At 43.9% G+C, this 24,109-nt stretch carries 21 protein-coding genes; 10 read left to right on the top strand and 11 right to left on the bottom strand.

Annotated elements, in window-relative coordinates:
• Positions 1 to 10: 10 nt before the first annotated feature.
• The gene (locus C8D85_RS05585; RefSeq protein WP_133560416.1) at positions 11 to 3,145 is read right to left on the bottom strand and encodes a phosphorylase b kinase regulatory subunit alpha/beta; all 3,135 of its coding nucleotides are present in this window, start codon (positions 3,143 to 3,145) and stop codon (positions 11 to 13) included.
• Between the two features lie 219 nt (positions 3,146 to 3,364).
• On the opposite strand from C8D85_RS05585, the gene C8D85_RS05580 reads away from it, so the two are divergent.
• Complete coding sequence (locus C8D85_RS05580; protein ID WP_211342125.1) at positions 3,365 to 3,814, top strand: YqaA family protein; 450 nt, start codon at positions 3,365 to 3,367, stop codon at positions 3,812 to 3,814.
• A gap of 27 nt (positions 3,815 to 3,841) precedes the next feature.
• Positions 3,842 to 4,612: an SPOR domain-containing protein gene (locus C8D85_RS05575; protein WP_162847543.1), complete on the top strand. Its 771-nt coding sequence runs from the start codon at positions 3,842 to 3,844 to the stop codon at positions 4,610 to 4,612.
• A 25-nt stretch (positions 4,613 to 4,637) separates the two neighbouring features.
• On the opposite strand, the gene C8D85_RS05570 is transcribed toward C8D85_RS05575, so the two are convergent.
• The 4 genes from C8D85_RS05570 to C8D85_RS05555 form a co-directional block, all read right to left on the bottom strand.
• A complete protein-coding gene (locus C8D85_RS05570; protein WP_133560411.1) occupies positions 4,638 to 7,457 on the bottom strand; it encodes a fimbria/pilus outer membrane usher protein in 2,820 nt (939 codons plus the stop codon).
• A 131-nt stretch (positions 7,458 to 7,588) separates the two neighbouring features.
• Positions 7,589 to 8,236: a fimbrial biogenesis chaperone gene (locus tag C8D85_RS05565; protein ID WP_425324504.1), complete on the bottom strand. Its 648-nt coding sequence runs from the start codon at positions 8,234 to 8,236 to the stop codon at positions 7,589 to 7,591.
• Between the two features lie 203 nt (positions 8,237 to 8,439).
• Entirely contained in the window at positions 8,440 to 8,904 is a 465-nt protein-coding gene (locus tag C8D85_RS05560) for a DUF4402 domain-containing protein (RefSeq protein ID WP_133560406.1), read from the bottom strand.
• Positions 8,905 to 8,910: 6 nt separating this feature from the next.
• Positions 8,911 to 9,489: a DUF4402 domain-containing protein gene (locus C8D85_RS05555; RefSeq protein WP_133560404.1), complete on the bottom strand. Its 579-nt coding sequence runs from the start codon at positions 9,487 to 9,489 to the stop codon at positions 8,911 to 8,913.
• Positions 9,490 to 9,611: 122 nt separating this feature from the next.
• On the opposite strand from C8D85_RS05555, the gene C8D85_RS05550 reads away from it, so the two are divergent.
• The 4 genes from C8D85_RS05550 (at position 9,612) to C8D85_RS05535 (ending at position 13,730) form a co-directional block, all read left to right on the top strand.
• Positions 9,612 to 10,223, top strand: coding sequence for an HAD-IA family hydrolase (locus C8D85_RS05550; RefSeq protein ID WP_133560402.1), 612 nt, complete (start codon positions 9,612 to 9,614; stop codon positions 10,221 to 10,223).
• A gap of 36 nt (positions 10,224 to 10,259) precedes the next feature.
• Positions 10,260 to 11,000 carry a class I SAM-dependent methyltransferase gene (locus C8D85_RS05545; protein ID WP_133560400.1) on the top strand — a complete coding sequence of 247 codons (741 nt, stop codon included), beginning with the start codon at positions 10,260 to 10,262 and terminating at the stop codon, positions 10,998 to 11,000.
• 102 nt (positions 11,001 to 11,102) lie between these two features.
• Complete coding sequence (gene acs, locus C8D85_RS05540; RefSeq protein ID WP_133560397.1) at positions 11,103 to 13,061, top strand: acetate--CoA ligase; 1,959 nt, start codon at positions 11,103 to 11,105, stop codon at positions 13,059 to 13,061.
• Positions 13,062 to 13,088: 27 nt separating this feature from the next.
• Positions 13,089 to 13,730, top strand: coding sequence for a LuxR C-terminal-related transcriptional regulator (locus C8D85_RS05535; RefSeq protein ID WP_133560395.1), 642 nt, complete (start codon positions 13,089 to 13,091; stop codon positions 13,728 to 13,730).
• Here the strand turns inward: C8D85_RS05535 and yidD are convergent.
• Positions 13,727 to 13,993 (bottom strand): membrane protein insertion efficiency factor YidD, encoded by a 267-nt coding sequence (yidD, locus tag C8D85_RS05530; protein WP_133560393.1) that lies wholly within the window; start codon positions 13,991 to 13,993, stop codon positions 13,727 to 13,729. The two genes, C8D85_RS05535 and yidD, sit on opposite strands and share 4 nt — an antisense overlap.
• A 112-nt stretch (positions 13,994 to 14,105) precedes the next feature.
• Here yidD and C8D85_RS05525 point away from each other — a divergent pair, with 112 nt between their 5' ends.
• The 3 genes from C8D85_RS05525 to C8D85_RS05515 all read left to right on the top strand — a co-directional run bounded on the left by C8D85_RS05525 (position 14,106) and on the right by C8D85_RS05515 (position 17,872).
• Complete coding sequence (locus C8D85_RS05525; protein ID WP_133560391.1) at positions 14,106 to 14,969, top strand: prephenate dehydratase; 864 nt, start codon at positions 14,106 to 14,108, stop codon at positions 14,967 to 14,969.
• A gap of 6 nt (positions 14,970 to 14,975) precedes the next feature.
• On the top strand, positions 14,976 to 16,958 hold the full coding sequence (locus tag C8D85_RS05520) for a TonB-dependent receptor plug domain-containing protein (protein WP_133560389.1): 1,983 nt from the start codon (positions 14,976 to 14,978) through the stop codon (positions 16,956 to 16,958).
• 125 nt (positions 16,959 to 17,083) lie between these two features.
• Positions 17,084 to 17,872, top strand: coding sequence for a hypothetical protein (locus tag C8D85_RS05515; protein ID WP_133560387.1), 789 nt, complete (start codon positions 17,084 to 17,086; stop codon positions 17,870 to 17,872).
• Here the strand turns inward: C8D85_RS05515 and C8D85_RS05510 are convergent.
• Entirely contained in the window at positions 17,846 to 18,610 is a 765-nt protein-coding gene (locus C8D85_RS05510; protein WP_133560385.1) for an alpha/beta fold hydrolase, read from the bottom strand. The two genes, C8D85_RS05515 and C8D85_RS05510, sit on opposite strands and share 27 nt — an antisense overlap.
• 111 nt (positions 18,611 to 18,721) lie before the next feature.
• Here C8D85_RS05510 and C8D85_RS05505 point away from each other — a divergent pair, with 111 nt between their 5' ends.
• Positions 18,722 to 19,333: a CDP-alcohol phosphatidyltransferase family protein gene (locus tag C8D85_RS05505; RefSeq protein ID WP_133560383.1), complete on the top strand. Its 612-nt coding sequence runs from the start codon at positions 18,722 to 18,724 to the stop codon at positions 19,331 to 19,333.
• On the opposite strand, the gene yfaE is transcribed toward C8D85_RS05505, so the two are convergent.
• From yfaE to C8D85_RS05485, 4 genes are all read right to left on the bottom strand, one after another.
• Positions 19,330 to 19,620, bottom strand: coding sequence for a class I ribonucleotide reductase maintenance protein YfaE (gene yfaE / locus C8D85_RS05500; protein WP_244936912.1), 291 nt, complete (start codon positions 19,618 to 19,620; stop codon positions 19,330 to 19,332). The genes C8D85_RS05505 and yfaE overlap by 4 nt on opposite strands.
• Positions 19,601 to 20,734, bottom strand: coding sequence for a class Ia ribonucleoside-diphosphate reductase subunit beta (gene nrdB, locus C8D85_RS05495; protein ID WP_133560381.1), 1,134 nt, complete (start codon positions 20,732 to 20,734; stop codon positions 19,601 to 19,603). Before nrdB ends, yfaE begins: the two co-directional genes overlap by 20 nt.
• Positions 20,735 to 20,820: 86 nt before the next feature.
• Positions 20,821 to 23,088: a class 1a ribonucleoside-diphosphate reductase subunit alpha gene (gene nrdA / locus C8D85_RS05490; protein ID WP_133560379.1), complete on the bottom strand. Its 2,268-nt coding sequence runs from the start codon at positions 23,086 to 23,088 to the stop codon at positions 20,821 to 20,823.
• A 282-nt stretch (positions 23,089 to 23,370) separates the two neighbouring features.
• A complete protein-coding gene (locus C8D85_RS05485) occupies positions 23,371 to 24,078 on the bottom strand; it encodes a heparan-alpha-glucosaminide N-acetyltransferase (protein WP_162847542.1) in 708 nt (235 codons plus the stop codon).
• Between the last annotated feature and the right edge of the window lie 31 nt (positions 24,079 to 24,109).

Raw genomic sequence — 24,109 nt, 5'->3', positions numbered from 1 at the left:
ACCAAGCTAATTATTTGAGCGCATGGCGCTGCTGACTGTGTAATTTTGTGACGGCCCAACTGAAGTAATGATTCACTTTGTTCGGCGTTAATTGTGCAAACTCATCCAGAGCCATGTCATAGTTTTCCACCTCTGGGTGGTCACTCTTATACTGTTTTACATGATCTAGTGCCGCTTTGGAAACCAAAACCGGTAAATTAATTTCTTCTATAAAGTGGCCTTCGGGGTGTTTCTGACAAAATTGAATAAAGGCATAGAGGCCCTCAAAGATCAGACATTTATACCAACTGGGAGAAATGTCTGATGTCAGAGACTCAATTAACAAGGCAAAAGTGTCTTCCCCGGGTGTCATGGAGCTTAATGTGCTCTTACTCTCTAGCACGGTATTACTTTGTAGGTCGCCAAAAACAATGCGATTGGTTTGATTCAGGCTATCCCATAGTTGCAGCAGCATGGCTTCAGGCAATTTCGTAATCAGTCCTTGGCCTGTCCGCCAGTCAAACCAATCGATGTCCTTAGATCGACCATCTTTAGCATCCAGTCGATGGTTATATCGCACACTGGCTACCACATGAGTGAACTCTTTATGTTTTTCAACCAGTACACTGCGTAATGTTTCATAAAGAGACATAGGTGATTTTGACGCTAAGATTTGAATGACATCGATCTTGCTGTCATCGTCTTCTTCGGTGAATTTATGTGCGCACAACAGCCCGAGGTTGTGCAAGCGGATCGTACGCACCCCAGCGAAGTACTCTGGATGAATTTTCATCAGTGTGCCTGTGATGGCCAGTAGCTCATGATAAACCACTTGAGCGAGCAAAGACTCAGAGCTCTGTGCTATGGCTTTAAAGACTTCATTATGATGTAGGGGAGTCGTGATGTGGTTTTGTTTGTCTGACTGTTTGCCAAGTATTAGCACCCGTTGACGAACTGTGATTTCAGCAGCATGCGTAGCCATGTCTGTGGTGGGCTTAAGCATGAGTGAGTATAGCTGACGAGCGCAGTACCAATTTCGGTGAATGAGTGCATTGGTGTATACCGAGTCCAATACGGTTTTGATGCTGATATCATCGCCGTCAGTTTGCTGTATATGCTCGTGTAGTGCATTGCGACGACCAAGCTGCAGAAGGATCTCTGTTGCGTCACTTAGACTAGGCTGTTCCTGCAAATGTTGAATAAGCTGACTGATGCTCCAGCTGCTGTAATCGTAGACTTGATTGTCTTGAGCTTCTGAAATTGGCCAAGGTGACTCATATACTGGCAGTTGAGCACCCAATTCATGCCCGTTTGGCATGGTGAAATTCATAACGCGACGACTGCCTGACTTGAAGGCATTTTTAGCCGATTGTGGAATAACTCGGAACTCACTGAGCTCTTTGTTTTGTAGGCTGCGTATGAATTCAAAAAGATCAGACGCCCCTTTCATTTCGGCTAATGCCTCGTCAATCAGAATGGCGAAAACGGCATTAGCCGGGTAATACCAGCTGTCCGACAGGACGGATAGCTCGTTGCGGATATGTTGTTCAAAAAGGGCGGGATCGGTTTTGCGATAGTCACGATCTTCGTTTTGGAACCATGATAGACACAGACACTTTTGATCGTTTACAACAAAAGGCTGTGCGCTCGCTAAGCTGCTGAGGGCACGGCTAGGGCGTCCACTTAGCCCCAGTGCAGAAGACGCTCCGACGTTTCGGTAGAGTTCAATTAACTGCTCTGAACTGATCGCTTGTATCGGCGCAATTTCGTCAACCGTTTGGCATAGGCAGCCTGCGTCAATAAGTTGCTGTTTGATTTTGCTGTTCTTAGCTAGCACCACCATGGAGATGTTCACTTTGCGATGGATATGCTGTTTTTTATGTAAACCTAATGGGTCTAGATCATCGGTTGTGATCAACTCATCGTCCAACATACGGCCGACTAAATACAAACTTTGTGCCCAAACTAGTGGTAGGTTGTCATTTGGTTTTCTAGGCTGGCTTCCTGGGGCGGCTTTTTCTTCCAAAATGTGTTCTTCGGGCACATAGTAAAGTTCGGGCAAGAGCTGCTCACCGTCTTTTTCAACCATTAAGCTTTCTAGGCGATAGCGATAATAATTGGCGCCTTCCCAGTCCCTTGCGAAGAGGCGATCAATATACAAATACGTGAAGAACAATGGCCATTCAGATTCAATGTGCTCAAAGTTAATCAATTCATCGTATTCGTAGTAAATCCGACTATGATCTTCCAAGACGGTTTGGTGTCCATCTAATAAGAAGCGCTTACAGCCGTAGTTGCCTCCCAGCTTGTCCAAGATTTCTTGGCGTGTTCGGCGTTTAAGTTTTTCATCATTTACGGCAAAGGCTGGGTAGCTAATGATGCTGAGTAGGGCTCCATCTACCTCTTTGGAGCGTGATTCTTTTGGTAGTAATGATTCGAGTACTGAGCCAGCTCTTGCGACAGCGTCAGCAAATGAGTGTACAACGGCCCATTCAGGACCTTGTTCTCCAAATAAGTTGAGCCCATCTAATGCTTCTAGTGCGGCCTTTGCCATGCCAACAGAGCTGGCGTTTATCTCTGCTTTACCGTTGTTAACTTTATTTCCGCGCTCCCAAATCCCAAAGTCTGGTGTGCGGTAGGTTCTGGAAATGTAGTAAATCAGGTTTTGGATAAAGTTGAATTCATCTCGAGAATAAATCAGCGAGCTGCCAGACTTCGTCATTTGTGCAAGGGTCAGTAAAAACAGGCTAGTGGCGTCAATCTGTAAATGTCCCCAAGCATCATCTGCGACGACTTCCAGGCCTGTTTTCGTATCGTACTTTGCGTGTAAAGCGTCTTTGGGGTCCAAGGTGTCTTTAAATACCTCGACTTTATGAGACTGGCGCATCATGGCAAACAAGAGACCGCGCATCATTTTGATGCACGCATATTCCAATTCATGAGCGCGATTGTTTGGGTTTGAAGCACGTTTATAAGCCAGATAAAGAGCCCAAACCGCTTGAATTGAGTAGACGTTATCGCGCACCCAGGCATCAGTGTAGTCACCATGATTATTGATACTAGTACTTGCAGGAAATAGCCCTGTCACTGGGTGCTGTCGTGACAAGATTACTTTATCAATGTGTTCGTATAGGGAGTTGAGCTCGGATGTAATATCAAACGGCATAAAAAAGATCCCTTTTTAGTGTGATAATATGCGCATGCAATTTTGAGGCCTTGTTGATGCCCGAATTTGCCTGAGTCGTCGACTCATCTTATTTATATATTATGAATATAAAATGTGAGAACAATTAATTATTATCACGTTTCACAGTAGGTTGACGAGAGTCTCCACTGGTCAATAATGACAATTTTCAGAAAGTAGAAGGTAACGGCTATCTATAATTTGCTGATAGAGCTTGGGCCAGAGCTGGCCAGTTTATTGGTGGTATCCTTCCTAGCTGCGACATTATTGCCACTTGGCTCAGAAGTGCTGTTGCTCGGCCTTGTGGGGCAAATGCCGGAGCAATCCGTTTGGTTTTGGTTATCCGCTAGTGTTGGAAATACCTTAGGTGGTTTAACCAATTGGTGGCTCGGTAAATACTTATTACGCTATCAACATAAACGTTGGTTTCCAGTCTCAGAAAAAAGGCTAATGCAAGTGCAGTCGTGGGTCAGGCGTTTTGGTTTTCCTGCATTATTGTTGAGCTGGCTGCCTGTGGTTGGAGATGCTATCTGCTTGGCAGCTGGTGTGGCTAGACTAAACGGATGGGGGACTTGTTTATGGATCTTTATTGGTAAATCGTTACGTTATGCTGTATTGGTTTTAGGGACAAGTGCCTTGGTGTTATCGTAATATGTCTCAATGGACATAGGGGGATGTATGAGACTGAAGTTAACGTGTGTTGCTGTCGGAATGGTCGTTTTATCCGGTTGTACTATTACCAAAGAGAAAAATGGCACCATGTCTAATGCTGAATTACAAGCTGCATTGCAGACACAGCAGCAAGAATGGGAAGACATGAAGCCACAACTTCAGCGTATTCTTGCCCTTGAATCTGATTTAAAACTATTAGTGGAAACTCTAGACAGTGTCCCAGAATCGAGTACAAGTTTAACGGCAGAAATTACGCCCGAAGCAGAGGATGAGCAGCAATCTGGTCAGGCGACAATTATGCCTTCTGCAGCGATAGCGGATATTAATGTTGAGAGTTCTACTGAGACGGTGGAGACTCCCCCCGTCTCCACCTCTTCAGAGCGCCTAGAAAACCCTTTTAGTCAAACTCCTCCAAGTAATGCTGTAACAGCTGAGTTTCAGGCTTCATCTCGTAACGCTGCAAAGAGCGAGCGACAATCAGAGGCAAAAGGGGCTAAGTCCATGACACCTTATTATGGTGTTCAGCTCGCTGCGTACAGATCTGAAAAGCAGGCAATACAAGGTTGGCAGTCCATCACACAGAGTTATGCTGAGGAATTTGCAGATACCGCTCCTCTTATAAACCAACATCAGGTGAATGGTAAAACCTATTATCAGTTGATCGTGGGTCCCTTCCTGAAAAAAGCGTACAGCACGGACTTTTGTAATATGCTGAAACAAATGCAGCAGGACTGTTTGGTGACTCAGTATAAAGGTGATCCTTTCTTGTCACTTTAGTCTTCTGCCCCGTCATTAGAGCCGACTAACGGCGGGTGATCGCTTTTACTGAACAAGTTACTTTTCCTGCAGTAAGCTCAGCGCAAATGCTGTTTGCTTGCTTTGGCTCTTCATCGAATCCCACATAAAGCTGATACCCTGACTCGGTTTTCGAATAGAAGTAACGACGTTGTATAAGGTTTGGGAAGCGATGAGTAAGAATTTTCCAATAACCTCTTAATGACTCAATATGAGAAAAGGATGCAAGTTCCGCACTGAAGCCATTTAACTCAAATGCTTTGCGAAGTGTGAGGTTTTGATTATCCAGAACGCCTGTCTCAGTACCATTTAACGTGATTGATGTGCTCAGCTGATAACTAAAGTCCCTAAGATATGCTGGATCAATTTCAAGTGTATAAGGCTGAGGGACAATCTCCGTTATCAGGAAATAACCATCAAACTCACTTGTGACTTCTTTTATTGTTTTCCCTGATAAATCCTTTAGTAATATTGGCACGCGCGCTTTATTGATGAGATCACCATTTCTCTGTAATTCCTGAGCGTAACCTTCTATTTCTAGTGATTGGACTACGGGGATGTCTATGGTCTGCAAAGCCCCTGGGCGCGGAGCAATAGAAACGCCTTCGTCAGCTCGAATTAAGAAGCCTTCCTCTTGTTTGCTGAGATCAATTTTAATGTCTGTTTTTTGGTAACTTGGTAAGGATGTCAAAATCGCAACACCTTGAGAGTTTGTCGTCGCTCGTCTTCTATTTTGAGTCGTTTCAACTTCTACGTTTTCAAGGGGAGAGTCACCTTTGTCAAAACGACCGTTGTTATTTTTGTCGAAGAAAACTCTAGCAGAAAGAGTACTTTGGGATGACAGTGATTTGTTTGTGAAGAAAGCATTGTTGTCTTGGCTCAATCCAATGCCAACGCGTCCAAGAAGTGATGCACGCCACCCAGTTCGCTCGTTGTAAATGAGATTTGACGTAATGCTAAATTCATTAGGTTGCCAGCTAGTGATAAGAGCTGTTTCACTGGACTGGGTCTCGAAATCATGAAGGAATCGAATGCGTCCTGTAACGTCGTTCTCTATCTCACCACTTATTTCGGCGAAGAATGAATTGATATCGAATTCAGGGGATACAGAGTAATTGTTTCCCAATCGCACAAAGTACTCATTTAAATAACGTTGTATTTGCCAGTCGCCTACAGTTTCTGCGTCATCTCTGCTAGACCAAGTGATTCTATTTGATAGATAACTATTTTTAATATTTGCCCCGAGTTGATTTATGAGTCGAACGTATTCCTCATTGTCGGAAGCTTTTATTTGTTCAAATGATTGTTGGTAGGACAGTTTAAGAGATGGCAAAGAGCCGGACAGTCTTAACTCTTGAGACTCAAAAGAGTCAATATCGCCATCTTGATCAGTCGCCTGATAGTCGCGAGTTGTGAAGCTAATGGACTGATCTAGTAGGCTGGTATCAATCTGATAGCGTCGGTCATAGTCTCCGTTGTCCTCTTCGATAGTATCCAGTGAGAGAAGCGCCGATCCAAATAAAGAAACTTCAGTCCCTAGTGCCCGCTTATCAAATGATGAAACACCTTGTTGATGGTAAAGCTGAGAGCCTAAGTTCACCGACCACCAGTCAGTAATGCCATAATCGACTCTTATCAGTGTACTTAGGCCGTTATCTTCATTGTTATTCAGCAGGTTTTGATCAATTAAGCGTTCTCCCTCATTAATGAGGGAGATGTCGTAGATGAATTCACCTTCTGATTGACCAGTAGAGCTAACATAATAGTCACGAGTCTCGCGATTGACTTGCCCCTGTGGTCCATAGAATACGAGTTCAATTTCGTTATAGCCGAAAACAAGCGGAATATTTTGGAACTCATACTGACCATCTGACACATTAATTTGGCTGTTTATAAGCAGTTGATTGCGATATACCTCGATATCCCAGCCAGCCTGTATACTGCCAATTAGGTTAACGCTGTTTCCGCCATTGTAGGTAAGCGACTTATTACTGACTCTGGCACCAATGCTTAAATTGTTACTTTCAAGCGTATTGATTTGGGTTGGGCGTATATCACCAAATTCTACTGTAGAAGCTTTCAAGGGGCCCAATAGGTTGTTATCGAGAGAATATCTGCTACCCGATAAATGGGCAGAGTCGATATCATTGTTCTCATCAATTGCAAAATAATATTGCGTATTAAAATAGGCGATATCATTTGTTCCCAAAACCGATAAGCTATGACTGGTATTGCTATCACGTACGTTAACTGAGCCTTGCATATCGATAAGAGGTTTTGATACAGGTTGGTAGTCATGCTTTAACAAAGGTGCACGGGCTGTATTGCTGGTTTGGTAGATATCTTTTGAGCGTTGCTCTCGGGCTAGTTTTTGTTCTATTGGAAGTGGTGTATTGCTTTTTGTTTCGACGACTAAGGTGCTGTAATTTACATCAAAATTGAGATCAAACCATGTTTGGTACAACGCTAGGTCGACATAGAAGTCGTCTTCTAATTGAATGGTTTGATTTGGGTAAACAGTGGTTGAACCACGGTTTAAAACAGACCAGTCTCCATTATCGGTTCGTTGAAGTTCAAAGGTATTATTTGGATTGTGAACCCATCCTGAAGCGCTGTTGTTTTCTATATCGCTTTCAATAACAAAGTCGAATGCACTGGACATGTCTGACAGACTTAACTTTACTCCTTGGTCAGTTTTGAAGCCAAATACTTGGCCAAGCACTAACTTTCCAAGCTGAATCTCTAGTATGAGTTCTTCGCCACTCGGGATTGCAGTCAAATTACTGATACTGCGTTGATTGGCTGTTGTTGCAGTGGAAGCTGACAAACTAGGTAGCTCCAGTTGCCCATTCTGAAGGGCCTGATATTTTGCCTTTAAGCGCTCGTAAGCTTCATTGGCCATAGATGGTTGAGAAGCAAGGCAGAAAAAAAACAAAAAGTGGAGCCTACGCATGATGTTTATTTCACCGAATCGATCATCTGTTGGGTGATTGTGAGTGTTTTTTGGGCTAGTAGTAGCCCTTGGTACTCACCCTGACCTTCATAGCGAACTTCAAGTGATCCGGGGGCTAATTTAAAATCTTTCCACGGGAATTGGATCGTTGCGTTTTTGGTTTCCGGATAAAAGTTGTACCCATTTAATAAGCCGACTTCTCGCGGTGTGCCATTTTTAGGAGTCCATGTGGCAACGAGTCTGCCATGAGTGCTGAATAAATCATCATGGTAAAAATCAACTTTGATATTAGTGACGCCAGACTCCTTGATATGAACCAATGACAGATTAGTAATTTCAGGGTTTACGATAACAGAGCCTGTTCGGTATATGACGGGCATGGAGTAGCTCATCAGCAACTGCAGTTTAAGTGAAGTTTCACCTTGGTTGTTTTCTTGAGCTGAATGAAGTGGAAGTGCAACAAAACTTAGATGAGAACGATATTCGCCTTCAGCCAAACCTTCTGGTTTTCTCAGTAGAATTTTCACAGACTGTCGTTGTCCAGGCTGCAAACTTACTTGCTTCGGAGTCACTCGAACTATTTTCTCAAGCCCTGCAATACGCTTTTTCTCTTCCTCAGTGTATTCCCGATAGCCTCCCTCTGGAACAGCCATTAATTGCCGCCATTCAACGCGGTAGCTTCGTGTCTGATTTCCAGTGTTAATTAAAGTAATTACCTGAGTGCGATCTCGTTCACTTAATACACTTCGAACAGGTGATATGAGTAAACTGGCATAGCTTTGAGTAGCAACAATGAGTCCTATAGTGACTAAAAGTGCTGATTTAATTAAAACTTTTGGTCTGAAATACATCATGTTTAATAGTTCACTGAAATCTGGTAGGAAATGGTGTAACGAGTATTTGTGTAGTTGTTCGTCCCATCAGCAGAAGTCTCCAATACCCCGCCAACGTACAGAGTGGCGTTTCCACTACTGTCTGTTGTAATAACAGAGGGTACATTGATGCTGTCAAGTGTGAACTGGTCCTGTGAAGTGCTATCGCTATTGGTAGTCGCCTGTATATTAGAACCTGTAATGAATAGTGACTGATTGTTTGGGAAGTTGCTTAAAAAAAACTCCCCTCTACTGGGAGCGGTAATCCCGTAAATACCACCAGTGTAATTCACAAGGCCAGTAAAGCTTACATCAACCTGGCCTGGAGTAGAGTTTTGAGACACTGCCACGGTGCCAAAATCGAGGGACGATACTTCAACAATATCGCCCCACGCCATCTCCACAAACAAGGCTGCAACAAAAGCAAAGCTAGCTTTGTCTATGCGCATGCTTGATTAGTAGTCAACAGAGACTTGGTATGTACCAGTATACGTACCATTTAGGTAGTCTGCAGCAGGTGTTGATGCATCAGTGACTAAGTCAGCGCCTACGCTAAAAGTTACAGCCCCAGCAGTATCGGTAATAAGATTGGAAGCAGCGTAGGTTGAACCATTACTAGGGCCGCTCGTTACTTCAGCAATAAAATTGTTAACGGTAAATGATGCTGTGCCGCCGCCAGTTGTCAAAGTAGTGGAGGATGGCAGTGTTAGAGTAAGAGCGGTTGAAGGGGCTGCACCACTGATTGAGAATGTTGCTGCGGCACCAGCAGTGATCTCCTGAATAGTGGCATTCGTTCCTTGCACCACAGAAGAGGCTGACCCATCAGCAGGGAGCGTTAATGTCGCAACAGTTGTACCAGTTGTGTCAGCTGAAGCTCGCACTGTGCCAAAGTCAAGGCCGCTGTCTTCTTGTAGGGTAAATGAGTTTTGTACAATAACGGTTGCTGAACCATTCACCTGCTCAAGTGCAAAGGCCGATGACATGCCAATGGCAGGTAAAGCAACTATAGGTAGATATTTGAAAATCGTTTTCATGGTGTATTACCTTTTAATAGATTGAACCGTTTCTATTTTTCGTCATGAATATTCAAAACTTTAGTGAATTTAAACAATTTAATGCAAATCAAATTTTTTTGAAGGGGCTAGACCGATAAATAATGACAGATTTCAAAGTAATTCTATTTGATTTGGGCAATGTTCTAGTCGATTTGGGTGCTCAAGAAGACTTTGCTAAGGTCTTCAATATATCAGCAGGCTCTGAGTCTGAATTATGGGAAATGTGGCTTAAGTCCTCTGCCGTAAAAGCATTTGATAGTGGTCAAATACCTTTACCAAAATTTGTTGACCAATTACTGCTTGAAACTGGTAGTAAGCAGAATCCCCAAGATTTTATTAAGGATTTCATTGGTTGGCCAAAGGGTCTATTCGACGGCTCTATCGACTTACTTGACAGAATTCCTGCTCATTACCATCGCGCAGTGTTATCCAATACCAATGACGCTCATTGGGCACGACTGATGGATGAGATGAAACTATCAGGTAAGTTTCACAGTTACTTTGCATCACATCAGGTAGGGCTAGTTAAGCCTGACCTTTACTTGTTTGATTATGTTGTTGCCAGCTTGGGCGTGGAAGCGAATAGCATCTTATTTTTGGATGACAATCAAATGAATATTGATGCGGCACTTTCTAGAGGGCTTCAGGCCGAACTTGTTAAAGGTGTCGCTCGTGCACAAGAAATTCTTTATACATATGGTGTAATTAAGTAGATACTAAGTGTTTGTACAATTTCATATGGAAGAGCTATGCGTACATTCGATCCTTCAACAGCTGCGAATTATTCTAGGGTTAGGCCGACGTATCCGCCGGAACTCTATTATTGGTTAAGTCATCAAGTGGCTCGGCCAGAACGTGTTTGGGATTGTGCATGTGGCACCGGACAAGCGTCGATCGATTTGGCAGCCTATTTCAATCAGGTAGAGGCGACAGACATTTCTGAAGCGCAAATTGCCAAGGCGACGCCACATCGGAAAATTAACTATTCAGTACAGCCGTCGGAACATACGAATTTCCCTGATAACTATTTTGATGCGGTATGTGTAGCCCATGCTCTTCATTGGTTTGATCTAAGCTATTTTTGGCAAGAAGTGCGTCGAGTGCTTAAGCCTGACGGAAAATTATTTATATGGGGCTACAACTGGGTTCAATTTGAGAACCCTTTAGATCAGGCGATCAAAGACCATTTACTCCCAGTTTTACAGCCATTCTGGCCAGAGAAAACCGCGCTGCTTCGAGGGCAATATCAAGCCGTTGAATTTCCCTTCACAGCGATTGAAACACCTTCTTTTGATCTTGAGTGTCATTGGACCATGTCGCAAGCTTTTGCTTTTATGCGCTCTTGGTCCGCGTCACAAATTATGATGGAGCAACACGGTGACTTTCAAATCCAACAAGCGGAGAGGGCGATAGAGCAAGTGTGGCAGAATCCGCTGGAAAAAATCCCCGCAAAGCTGCCTTTCTTTCTGTATGCGGGAACGTTTGACTAGCCAAAGTAGAGGTCGAGTTAGACTAAAGTGGGATACCGTGGCAAAGACCAAACTATATAGTAGTTTTCAGCATCCTTATAAAAAATAACAACGGAGCGAGTCATGTCACAGTCAAATTACACGGAGCAGATGGATTACACCTACTCCAATGCCAATGTTAGCCAAGCTGAATTTGAAGAGCGTTACCAGTTATCAGTATCTGACCCAGAAGCATTCTGGGGAGAAGAGGGTAAGCGCCTAGTTTGGTCAAAACCTTACACGAAAGTAAAAAATACAAGCTTTGAGCGTGGCAATGTCAGCATTAAGTGGTTCGAAGATGGTGAGTTGAATGCGGCTTACAACTGTATTGACCGCCACTTACCTGAAAAAGCAGATAAAGTCGCTTTTTATGTTGAAGGTGATGTAGAAGGTAACGATTCAGTTGTTACTTACCAAGAGCTGCATGATGAAGTGGGTCGTTTAGCAAATGTGTTGCGTAAACAAGGTGTGCAAAAAGGCGATCGTGTCGCTATCTACATGCCTATGATCCCTCAAGCGGCTTATGCGATGCTTGCTTGTGCCCGCATTGGTGCGATTCACAGTGTGATCTTTGGCGGCTTCTCTGCTTCTGCCATCGCAGATCGTCTAAACGACTGTAAAGTGAAATTGGTTCTTACTGCAGATCAAGGTAAGCGTGCCGGCAACCTTGTACCTCTGAAAAATAACGTGGACAAGGCGCTTGAAAATAATGCCTGCCCATCGGTCGAGAGCGTGGTGGTTTATCGCTATACCAACGCCGATGTGAATTGGGTAGAAGGTCGTGATCTGGATTGGGCTGAGCTTGCGTCTCAAGAAAGTACAGACGCTGCACCTGAGCCAATGAATGCTGAAGATCCGTTGTTTATTCTGTACACGTCTGGTTCAACAGGTAAACCAAAAGGTGTAGTGCACACCACAGGTGGTTACCTGGTTTACGCATCATTAACTCACGAAGTGGTGTTTGATATTAAACCTGATGATGTGTACTGGTGTGCAGCCGATGTTGGTTGGATCACTGGCCACAGTTACATGGTATACGGCCCATTAGCAAATGGCGTAACAAGCGTGCTATTTGAAGGTGTACCGACTTACCCTGATTCTGGTCGTATTGGTCGCGTCGTTGATAAATTCAATGTGACCCAACTGTACACCGCGCCTACCGCAATCCGTGCCTTAATGGCGAAAGGTGATGAGCCAATTGCGACGAGCAAACGTGACTCACTTCGTGTGCTAGGCAGTGTAGGGGAGCCAATTAACCCAGAAGCGTGGGTTTGGTACCACAAGAACATTGGTAACGGTAAGTGTCCGATCGTTGATACTTGGTGGCAGACAGAAACCGGTGGCTTAATGATGACGCCACGTGTCACAGAAACAAATCCTAAGCCAGGCTCTTGTACTGCTCCATTGTTTGGTGTTCAGCCAGCTCTAGTTGATGCAGAAGGTAACTTGATTACTGAAATGGGGGTTGAAGTAGAGGGCGGTCTAGTGATTCTAGATTCTTGGCCTGGTCAATCTCGAACGGTTTACGGTGATCATGAACGTTTCGAGCAAACATACTTCAGTACCTTTGAAGGCAAGTATTTTACGGGTGATGGCGCTCGTCGCGACGCTGATGGCGCATACTGGATCACTGGCCGTATGGATGATGTACTTAACGTCTCTGGTCACCGTTTAGGTACGGCAGAGATCGAAAGTGCTTTAGTTGCTCACCCATCTGTTGCAGAAGCAGCAGTAGTTGGTTACCCACACGACCTGAAAGGTCAGGGGATCTATGTTTACATCATCCCGGTTTCTGGAGTTGAGGTAGACGAAGAGTTGACTAAGTCAGTGAAAATGATGGTGCGTCAAGAAGTAGGCCCAATTGCAACGCCTGATTTGGTGCATTGGGCAACCACGGGCTTACCAAAAACGCGTTCAGGTAAGATCATGCGCCGTATTTTGCGTAAGATTGCAGCCAATGAACATGACTCATTAGGTGACACAAGTACCCTAGCAGACCCAAGTGTGGTTGATGATTTGATCGATAACAGGTTAAATAAGTAAATCATACGTACATGCTAAGGAAAACGAGTGATTTCACTTCTTATCGCTGATGATCATCCTTTATTTCGTAGTGCTCTTACGGGGGCACTGCGAGATCAACTCGGTGAAGTAGAGATCCAAGAATCACATGACCTGGAATCCACATTAGGTAGCTTAAAGGCAAACCCTGATGTGGATTTGTTGCTTCTGGATTTAAATATGCCAGGAAGCGGTGATTTATATGGATTAATACGTATCCGTTCGGACTTTCCTGATATTCCTGTTGCAGTGATTTCTGGTAGTGATGATTTGACGGTTGTTGCTAATGTTATTGAGGCTGGTGCTTTAGGATTTATCCCTAAAACTAGCGAGCCCGCTCTTTACGTAGAAGCCATTTCAACCATTTTGGAAGGAGATAGCTGGTTGCCGCAGGGTATGTCGGAGCAGCTGCAGCAGTTACCTGCACCAGATTTAGACATGCAACGTCGGGTTGCAGAGTTGACACCGCAGCAATATAAGGTGCTTTGCTATTTGCATGAAGGCTTGTTGAACAAGCAAATTGCGTATGAGCTAAGTATCTCAGAAGCTACTGTTAAAGCACACATAACAGCCATTTTTAGGAAACTGAATATCAACAATCGCACACAAGCCGTTTTGGTTGTGAGTGATCTGAATCTCCAGCTTAATTAGCGTTTCTTCGAAGAGTGTTTGTCTGAGCATGACTGACAGGTTTGGCCGCTCTTTTCGGGCACAGGGTCAATGCCACCTTCACAAAGTGGGTGGCAGCGGCCTAATCTTTTTAGTCCTAACCATGTTCCTTTTACCACGCCAAATCGTTCAATTGCTTCGATCATATAGGCTGAGCAGCTTGGGTAATAGCGACAGTTATTACCCAAAAGAGGGCTTATCAGGTACTGATAAAGTTTCACGAAGAGAATAAAGGCGCGTTTCATATTGGCTCATATGTCATTAAATGTTTGGTTTTATTGCCATTTCTAGTGTTGAAAAACGTAAAAAATTGGTAAGGTTCAAACTCTAATTTTTTTCATATATGGGTAAACGTTCATGTCTCACGTAGATGTGGCTATTAATGCTGACCAAATTGTCGCTTACCAAGGAGAACCCGGCGCATATTCTCATTTAGCGTGTAAGCACTGCTTCCCTGACTGGCAAATGATTAATTGTGCCAGTTTTAGCCAAGCATTAGCGAAAGTCGAGAATGGCGAAGCGCATTATGCCATGATTCCGGTTGAAAACTCGACAGCAGGTCGAGTCGAAGAGATTTATCGAGAGCTAAAAGGCACGCAACTCTATGTCGTGAAAGAGCACTTTGAGCCGGTTAATCATTGTTTAATTGCCTTGCCTGATACTACGATTGAGTCGATACAGCTTATTGGCAGCCATCCCCAAGCGCTCGCTCAATGTGATCGAAACATTAAAGGGATCAATGCAAAAGCCGTTGCTATGTATGATACAGCAGGTGCGGCGAAACATCTGGCTGAATCCAAACAGCAGGATTTAGCGGTGATTTCTTCATCCCTTGCAGCGGAGCTTTATGGTTTAACGATTTTACAATCTCATTTTAATGATGTTTCTGGTAATACTACTCGCTTCCTTGTCTTCTCTAGACAACAAAAGATGCCTATCTACGAGCCAGATCAACGCTACATCACTTCTTTTTTATTTAAAGTGCGAAACATCCCTGCTGCGTTATATAAGGCTATGGGGGGCTTCGCTACTCATGGCATTAACATGCTTAAGTTAGAAAGTTACATGTTAGACGGTCATTTTACCGCAACTCAATTCTATGTAGATGTAGAAGCACATTTTCAATCTCCAAGTATGCAGGCAGCATTAGAGGAGCTCCGTTTCTTTTCAGAGGATGTACGCATATTAGGGACTTACTATGCCGACTCTTTTCGTAAGTGAGGATATATGTTTCGATTCGCGACAGGGGCAATTCTTTTTGCCTATGCAGGATTAATCTCAGCTGAAGAATACGAGTTTTCGTTAGCTGCGCTAGATAATATGCTACAAGATGACATCCCAGCGGTGGTGACACCCGCTAGGGTCGCTCAACCTAGAGTAGAAGTTTCTTCCACTTTGTCGGTGCTGTCCGGAGAGTTTATTCGTCGGTCAAATGTGCAATATGTTGAAGACCTTCTTGCTTATGTGCCGGGCTTTTTTGTCGGGCCATATTGGAATTCATACCGCAAAGTTGTGGCTTACCATGGTACTGAGTTAGATCGATTTCGTCGTATCCAAGTGCTTGTTAATGGCCGTTCCGTGTACAGCTCTGCTTACGCTCGTGTGGACTGGTCAAGTTTGGCTCTAAATGTTGAGGATATTGAGCGTATTGAGGTGAATCGCGGACCAAATGCATCAAGCTACGGTAGTAACTCTTTCTTAGCGGTGGTGAATATTATTACCCGTAGCCCTATGGATACATTGGGTAGCAATATTTTTTATACCAATGATGATCAAGGTAACCGTAGAGTTTATGGACAGCACAGCGGTCTAAAGGATAACTGGAGCTATCGAGTTTCTGCTTCTCAAGGAACTATTGATGGTTACGATCGCAAAGGTGATGGGGATCCAAGGAATGATGGGCATACTCAGCGCTCTGGTAATATGTTGTTTATCTACCAAGATGAGTCTCAGAAGTTAGATATTGATATAGGGGCCTCACATCTTGATGCAGATGTTGAGTTCTATGAAATAACAGGAGTAAGTTACGGCGAATCAACCCCATATTTGGATCAAGATAGAGAGCACATTAAAGTTGGGTGGGAATTAGACCAATCGCCATCGCATACAGTAAAGCTTCAATATTATTATGACCGATCTCAACAGACCGAAGTACATAATATTGATGTATACGGCCAAGTCTTAAACCTGCTGTTTGCTCAAAATCTGCCGAATGCCCAAATATACTCAGGCGAGCTTGTATCGGATCTTGATGAATATCGACATGATATTGAAGTGCAGAGTATTTGGACCCCTAATCAGGATTTACGTTTAGTAAATTCGGCGTCCTATAGACAAGATAACGTATATTCTAAGACTTATTTCAATGGCGATTACACCGAAGAGCTGGTTCGCGCGTCTAGTAATCTGAACTATCGAGCATGGGATCCTATTATATTGAATGCAGGGCTTATGCTTGAGCACAGTAAGCTAACGGGAAGCTATACATCGCCGCAGCTTGGTGTGGTGTATAAACTATCTGAACAGGCCTCGGTTAGAGCAAATGTATCGCAGGCCTATCGTACCCCAGACTTGCTGGACGAAAAGGCTGAGTGGTCGTATGTATTTAATGGCATTCGTTCAACACCTGTCTACGCCACCGGCATTCCAGCAGAGAAGATTACTTCATACGAACTAGGCCTTTATCATAATATACCTGTACTGGGGTTATCTTATGACCTGTCGGTTTACAGTGAACATTTATCCAATCTTTCTGCATCAGGTAAAAAATATGCGGATGCGTTAGAAGATGGGGGAATTTTAACGTCTAATGAAAGTTATCAAGCTACCATCGAAGGTTTTGAAGCTGAATTAGATTGGCGTTCTCAGAACGGGGTACTGGTGCGAGGTACATTTGCTTACCAAGACACCGACACGGAGTCTCGCAAGCTGAAAGAAACGGTAACACCTTTGATTACAACGTTATTTGTAAGTTTACCTGTAAACGATAGAATTTCCCTCAATTCCCGCTATATTTATGGAAAGGAAATGGCGACATACGACCACGAATTTTTAAGTCTATGGTTGACCCATCGGGCAACAACAGAAGACTTTACGTTCAGTGCAGGTTTAGGAGGAACGGTACGATTGGACAATAATCCTTATATCCGAGTAAATAATGTTTCGGATGATAAAACTAGTCTATTCATGTTTGCAAACTTGTCGTTTTAACTACGAAATTGTTCGCTATGAAATGGCTTGTCTCGGTGATCATGGGGTGCATGTTTAGTGCTTATGCTAGCGCTATAACTTACGTATACCATGATGGCCGAGAAAACGTTTCTAGAGTGCTTTCCATGTCCCTTAGTGCCTCGTCGCACTACCAGGTTTCTGTATTAAATAACCCTCAGCAGCAGCTGATAGATGGCGACCTTGTTATTACGGTAGGTCAACATAGTTTCAAGAAAGTATGCGAAAGTTCTAAACAAGTCTCTATCGTAGCTTTGTTTTTGGGTGAGCAAGAGTTTGTACAGGCCCAAGCGGGGTGCAGCAATCCCACTACAGCAGTTTTCTCTGGGGCTCCCTTAGCCCTTCGTTTATCTGTGTTAAAAACTTTCTGGGAAGATCGAGCACCTATTACGATTGTGCATAGCCCGAATATTGCTTTAGGTGAAGATCTGGTTGAGTTGTCTGAGAAATTTGGTGTAGCTTTGCAAAGTCAGGTGATTCAAACAGGTGATCGTGAGCAAACACTCAAAGACCTGACAACGGTTTTGGAAAGTTCTAATCTGGTACTGTCTCTATATGATTCGGTCTTGTTTGACGCTCAATTTTCGAAAGATGCCATTCGTCTCATGTTTCATAAAAAGAAAGCGCTTGGAGCGCATTCTTTGCAATTGGTTAGGGCTGGGGCGCTCTATGGAATCTACAGTACATCTCAAGAAAAATTGTCCTTGGTCAGCTCATACATCCATGTTTATGAATCAAGTCAAACGTTGATGCCCCCAAGCTACCCCACGCCTCTGCGTGTGACGTTTAACCCATACCTCATCAGGATGTATGGGCTAGTTTTACCAACCGACCGCTTTTTAATTGATGAACTCGGTGTCTGCCCAGAACTAGGGTGCCAAGAATCTACGAACTAGGCTGGCGAACGTTGTCGGCTTTTCTGCATGGAGCCAGTGTCCAGTATCGGGAATCATTTTCACAGTGGCGTTTGGAAAGAACTTCAAGGTTGCTGATTGATGCTCAGGTAAGATATAAGGCGACTTTTCGCCTTTTATAAACAGTGTTTCAACTGAAATACCGTCACTCAATAGCGGAGCACTCAATATTGTATGGTAACCTGCCATCAAATTATCCAAGCCAAGTGCTAAGGTGTGTCCGCCATTGTCTTGGCGTTGAAGGTTTTTCAACAGAAACTGTCGAACACCGATATTTGGTTCAAATTGGGCAAGGATTTGATCGGCTTCTTTACGAGTAGCAGGGAGTTGGCGATCAATTTCTTTCAGTCCTTTGAATATTTCGGTATGGCTAGGTGTGTAATTCACCGGAGCGATGTCTGCTACAACGAGCTTTAGAACTTTCTCTGGATAATCACTTGCTAGCTGCATCGCAACTTTACCACCAAGAGAGTGCCCTAAGAGATAGAACTGGCTGAGCTGGTTTTCCTCTAACCATTCGTTGATGACTTTGGCCATCGCTGGAAAAGTAATAGGAGCTAAGCCGGAAGAGCGCCCGTGGTTTGGTAAATCAAGACAGTAGACGGTAAAGTGCTCTGCCCATTTTTGAGCGATAGAGTGCCAATTGTCAGCGTTTCCAAAGAGGCCGTGAATGACAACAAGTGGAGGCAGGCCTTCACCATACTGCTTTGCGTAAATCATGAAATTATTTCCTATAGCCAGGCATTAAATCTGATCGCTATAGTAACAAACAACATGGATCGAACGTATAAGTAAAATAATGCTTATAGATTTAGTGATGAGAGAGAAGTTGTGTTTGATAAATATGTTTTGCCGGTCATAAAAGCGCCTCTAGTACGTTTGGCGACACCTCTGATTGATCGCGGTATATCAGCCAATCAAGTTACCATAGCAGCTTTTGTTGTGGGAATGATTGGTGCGTTGTTTATCTCAATGGAGATGTATGGATTGGGGCTTGTTGCTATTTGTCTTAATCGCTTAGGAGATGGGCTGGATGGTACGATTGCTCGAATCACTGATACCAGCTCTGATGCAGGAGGGTATTTAGATATTGTTCTCGATTTTATCTTTTACTCTGGGGTTGTGGTGGGCTTTGCCGTCGCTGTGCCTGAGGAAAACGCTTTGGCGGCAGCGTTTTTAATCTGGTCTTTTATGGGAACAGGTAGCAGCTTTTTAGCGTTCGCTATTATGGCGGCCAAACAAAACATTGAACAGTTAGAGTATGGGAAAAAGTCTCTTTACTTTCTAGGGGGGATCACTGAGGGCTCAGAAACCATCGCTTGTTTTGTATTAATGTGCTTGTTTCCGAGCCACTTTGTGTTATTGGCAGTGGTGTTCGGTTGTCTTTGTTGGGTGACAACCGCAACAAGAGTGTTTGTGTCTTATAAGATGTTAAAAGCTTAAAGAAGAGCAATCTCGATATCGCTTTTTACGATTGCACAGCAGGCCAGAACATAACCACTGTTGACCCATGCTAATGGCTCAATAGGGTAGTCTACCTTTCCCCAAAGCAGTTTAATGGTACAGGCTGAACAATATCCTTCGCGACACTGGTATTCGACGAGAATACCAGATCGTTCTAGCTGGGGAAGGAGTGGTTCATCTTCTGTTACCAGAACTTGCTTCTTCCCCAATAACACACGATGTACGGTTCGATCTTGATGCTCAGTATCAGAGATCAAAGTCGTCAAAATCTGCTCCGTCTAAATCGTTGTCAATCTGACCCACTAGGTAAGAACTGATTTCAGCTTCTTGTGGGGCCACTTGAACGTTATCGCTGACAAGCCATGCATTGATCCATGGGATAGGGTTGTTCTTGGTAGGGAACTGAGGCTCAAGACCAATTGCTTGCATGCGAACATTGGTAATGTATTCAACATATTGGCCAAGAATCTGAGCGTTTAAGCCAATCATAGAGCCGTCTTTGAATAGGTATTGAGCCCAATCTCGTTCTTGTTGCGCTGCTTCAACAAAGATATTAATGACGTCTTGCTGGCACTCTTGTGCAATGACGGCCATTTCTGGGTCATCGCGTCCAGACATCATCAGGTTCATCATATGCTGAGTGCCATTCAAATGCAGGGCTTCATCGCGAGCGATCAACTTGATGATTTTCGCGTTACCTTCCATCAATGTACGTTCAGCAAAAGCGAAGCTACAGGCAAAGCTAACGTAGAAGCGGATAGCCTCTAGGACGTTTACGGATGCGACGGTCAGATACAGTGCTTTCTTCAGCGTCTTCATCGTAACAACCACTTCGCCACGCTCAGGAACATGATGAGTACCCAAGCCTAAAGTGTTGTAAAGGTTGACCAGCTCAATAAGGTCATCGTAGTACTTAGACACGCTGACCGCACGTTTGGCGATTTCCTCATTGACGATGATATCGTCAAATACTTTGGTCGGATCATTAACAATGTTGCGAATGATGTGTGTGTACGAACGGCTGTGAATGGTTTCTGAGAACGACCATGTCTCAATCCAAGTTTCGAGTTCAGGAAGCGATACAATAGGCAGCAGAGCAACGTTTGGTGAGCGACCTTGCACACTGTCGAGCAGTGTTTGGTATTTCAGGTTGCTCAAGAATATGTGTTGCTCATGCTCTTCCAATTTAAGGAAATCCTTGCGGTCATTGGAAAGGTCTACTTCTTCAGGGCGCCAAAAGAATGACAGTTGCTTCTCGATAAGCTTTTCAAAGATTGGGTGCTTTTGTTGGTCGTAGCGGGCTACGTTAACGTTTTCCCCGAAAAACATCGGTTCTTGCAAGCTATCAAATTTCTTGCGGTTGAAAGTAGAGTAACTCATTGCCGAAAAAGATCCTTAATGATCGCGAAAATAAATAAGTAAATTAGGAGCGAGGCCCTACCTAATACTACGTAGGGCCAAGGGAATTAGATCTTACAAGCGCCGCCTGCACAATCATCTGCCATGTCATCTTGCTTGTCTTCTGCACCGTCACGGGTGTTGTGGTAGTACAGAGTTTTAACACCGAGTTTATAAGCGGTTAACAAGTCTTTTAGGATGACTTTCATAGGCACTTTGCCACCCTCGAACTTCGAAGGATCGTAGTTCGTGTTTGCCGAAATCGCTTGGTCAACAAACTTCTGCATGATACCAACAAGCTGCAAGTAGCCATCATTCGAAGGCAATGTCCAAAGTAGCTCGTAGTTGTGCTTAAGACGTTCAAACTCAGGAACAACCTGTTTCAGGATACCGTCTTTGCTGGCTTTAACAGATACAAAACCACGTGGTGGCTCGATGCCGTTGGTCGCATTGCTGATTTGTGAAGACGTTTCAGACGGCATCAAGGCAGTTAGAGTTGAGTTACGCAGGCCGTGTTGCTTAATTTCTTCACGCAGTGCTTCCCAGTCGTACTGAAGCGCTGTTGTGACAACGCTGTCCAAGTCTTTCTTGTATGAATCAATTGGCAGGATGCCTTGAGCGTACGTGGTTTCATTAAACGCAGTACATGGGCCAAACTCTTTAGCCAGTTGATTAGACGCTTTCAGCAAGTAGTACTGGATGGCTTCAAAGGTCTTATGGGTAAGATCATTTGCACTGCCATCTGAGTAACGTACACCGTTCTTAGCTAGGTAGTAAGCATAGTTAATGACACCTACACCTAGTGTACGACGCAATTCCGTTGCACGTTGTGCCGCTGGGATTGGGTAGTTTTGGTAATCCAATAGGCTGTCTAGCGCACGAATAATCAGATCAGACAGCTCTTCCAGCTCATCTAGGTTTTCTAGCGCACCTAGGTTAAATGCAGACAAAGTACATAATGCAATTTCACCTTCTTCATCATCGATGCGGTTTAACGGCTTAGTCGGTAATGCAATTTCAAGGCAAAGGTTACTTTGTTTGACCGGTGCAACTTTCGGATCGAATGGGCTATGCGTATTACAGTGGTCAACGTTTTGTAGATAGATTCGACCTGTGCTCGCACGTTCAGAAGCGAATAAAGTAAATAGCTCAGATGCTTTGATAGTGCGCTTACGGATGTTCTCATCCGCTTCGTACATAGTGTATAGGCGATCAAACTCTTCTTGATCAGCGAAGAAGGCATCGTACAAACCAGGTACATCAGAAGGGCTGAACAAAGTAATGTTGCCACCTTTGATCAAGCGTTGGTACATCAAGCGGTTAAACTGAACACCGTAATCAAGGTGGCGTACACGGTTTTCTTCCACACCACGGTTATTCTTAAGAACCAGCAAGCTCTCAACTTCTAAGTGCCAGATTGGGTAGAACACGGTTGCTGCACCACCACGCACACCGCCCTGAGAACAGCTTTTCACTGCTGTTTGGAAATGTTTATAGAATGGGATACAGCCAGTGTGGAATGCTTCGCCACCACGAATCGGGCTACCTAGCGCTCGAATGGCGCCAGCATTGATACCGATGCCTGCACGTTGGCTGACGTATTTAACCACAGCGCTGGATGTCGCATTAATGGAATCAAGTGAATCTCCACACTCAATCAATACACAGCTACTGAACTGGCGAGTAGGTGTTCGAATACCAGACATGATTGGAGTTGGTAGAGATAGTTTGAATTGCGAAACAGCATCATAGAAGCGTTTGATCAAATCAAGGCGAGTTTCGCCTTCATATTTCGCAAACAAGCATGCCGCTACGAGAATGTAAATAAACTGTGGGCTCTCGTAAATTTCGCCCGTTACGCGGTTCTGGACTAGGTATTTACCCTCTAGCTGCTTAACGGCTGCGTAAGAGAAGTTCATATCGCGAGAGTGATCAATGAAGCCGTTGATTGTATCCAGCTCTTCTGGGCTGTAATGCTCAAGGATTTCTTTGTCGTAGCGGCCTTGCTCGATCAGGTTGCGTACATGCTGGTGCAAGTGTGGTGGTTCAAATTCACCAAATGCTTTTTTGCGAAGGTGGAAAATAGCAAGACGAGCTGCTAGGTATTGATAGTCCGGAGTGTCTTCGGAAATTAAGTCTGCTGCTGACTTGATTAAGGTCTCGTGAATGTCTGTTGTACGAATGCCTTCAAAGAATTGAATTTGAGCTTTTAGCTCTACTTGTGAAACGGAAACATTCTCTAAACCCTCTGCTGCCCAGGTAATCACTTTGTGAATTTTATCCAGGTCAATTTTTTCAATCTTGCCGTTCCGCTTGGTAACTGTCAGAGTGCTCATGCTTAAATTCCCGTTTTTGCAGTAAAACCTGTGGATATACTGTATATAGTATTTACAAGTACTGCTTGATACTAGATGTAGTGTAATTTTGTGTTTAATGGCACGAACAATAGTGCTCATACCGATGAAAATCAAGGCTTGAAAAATGCAAAATTTTACGTCTCATTAGCAACTGAAGTGGTCACTCACGTTTCTATGCCCAACGTTTCAAGAACCTATAATTGCAACACTTAAATAAGAAATTTTGTTTACTAATTTGTGGCACCGTAAGAGTAGTGCTTGCTATCTTACAGTGAAACTAATTAAGGCAGCGACAGGAAATAGAATAAGCTGGTGTAATAAGTAAATCACCAGTGCATTTTTTCCCATCCAGCTCAATCCAGAAGTCAGTGTATTGGTCGGCAATATAAGTCTATGAAGCTTTATGTATCCAAGAAACGGGCCAATCATAGCAACCCCAATCCATGGGAGTGGGTTAATAAAATCGATGGTATTTGCTGGTGCATTAAAAGCCGCTATGAACCAGCGGTGTGCAGTGATGGCATCAAGGTTGTTGTAAAAGCTGAGTGCTACTAAAGCCAATCCTGCTGTTGCAGTGAGCACGGGGGAAGAGGCGATGGGCCTCAGTAGCCAGCCAGCTATGAACAAGAACTGTAAAATACCAAAGAATACCCACTGTGATGGCAATAAAAGATAAGTACCACAAGAGATAAAGAGTGCAGCGATACCAAGTTTGAGCTGATTCTTAAGAAAGCGCTGCCTAGCATGATTCTGACTGACGGCAAGATAGCTTGAACACCCTAATGCGCTGACAAACATAAAGACAATGATACTTCGAAACCCCTGCCAAATAGGGCCGTCTATATCGAAAGATAGGAGCCCGAATTCCCTAAGGTTCCATAGAAAATGAAAGAGGATCATCAAACCAACGGCGATACCACGGTAAGTATCTAAGCTGTTTGATCGATATGAGTGTTCAGTTAAAGACATTATGGTAAAAGTGGTAGATATCGGCTGCACA

The sequence above is a fragment of the Marinomonas communis genome, from assembly GCF_004363305.1.
In the GTDB taxonomy this organism is placed as follows: domain Bacteria; phylum Pseudomonadota; class Gammaproteobacteria; order Pseudomonadales; family Marinomonadaceae; genus Marinomonas; species Marinomonas communis.
The sequence above is the reverse complement of the archived record's forward strand: the minus strand, read 5'-3'. Positions and strand labels throughout refer to the sequence as shown.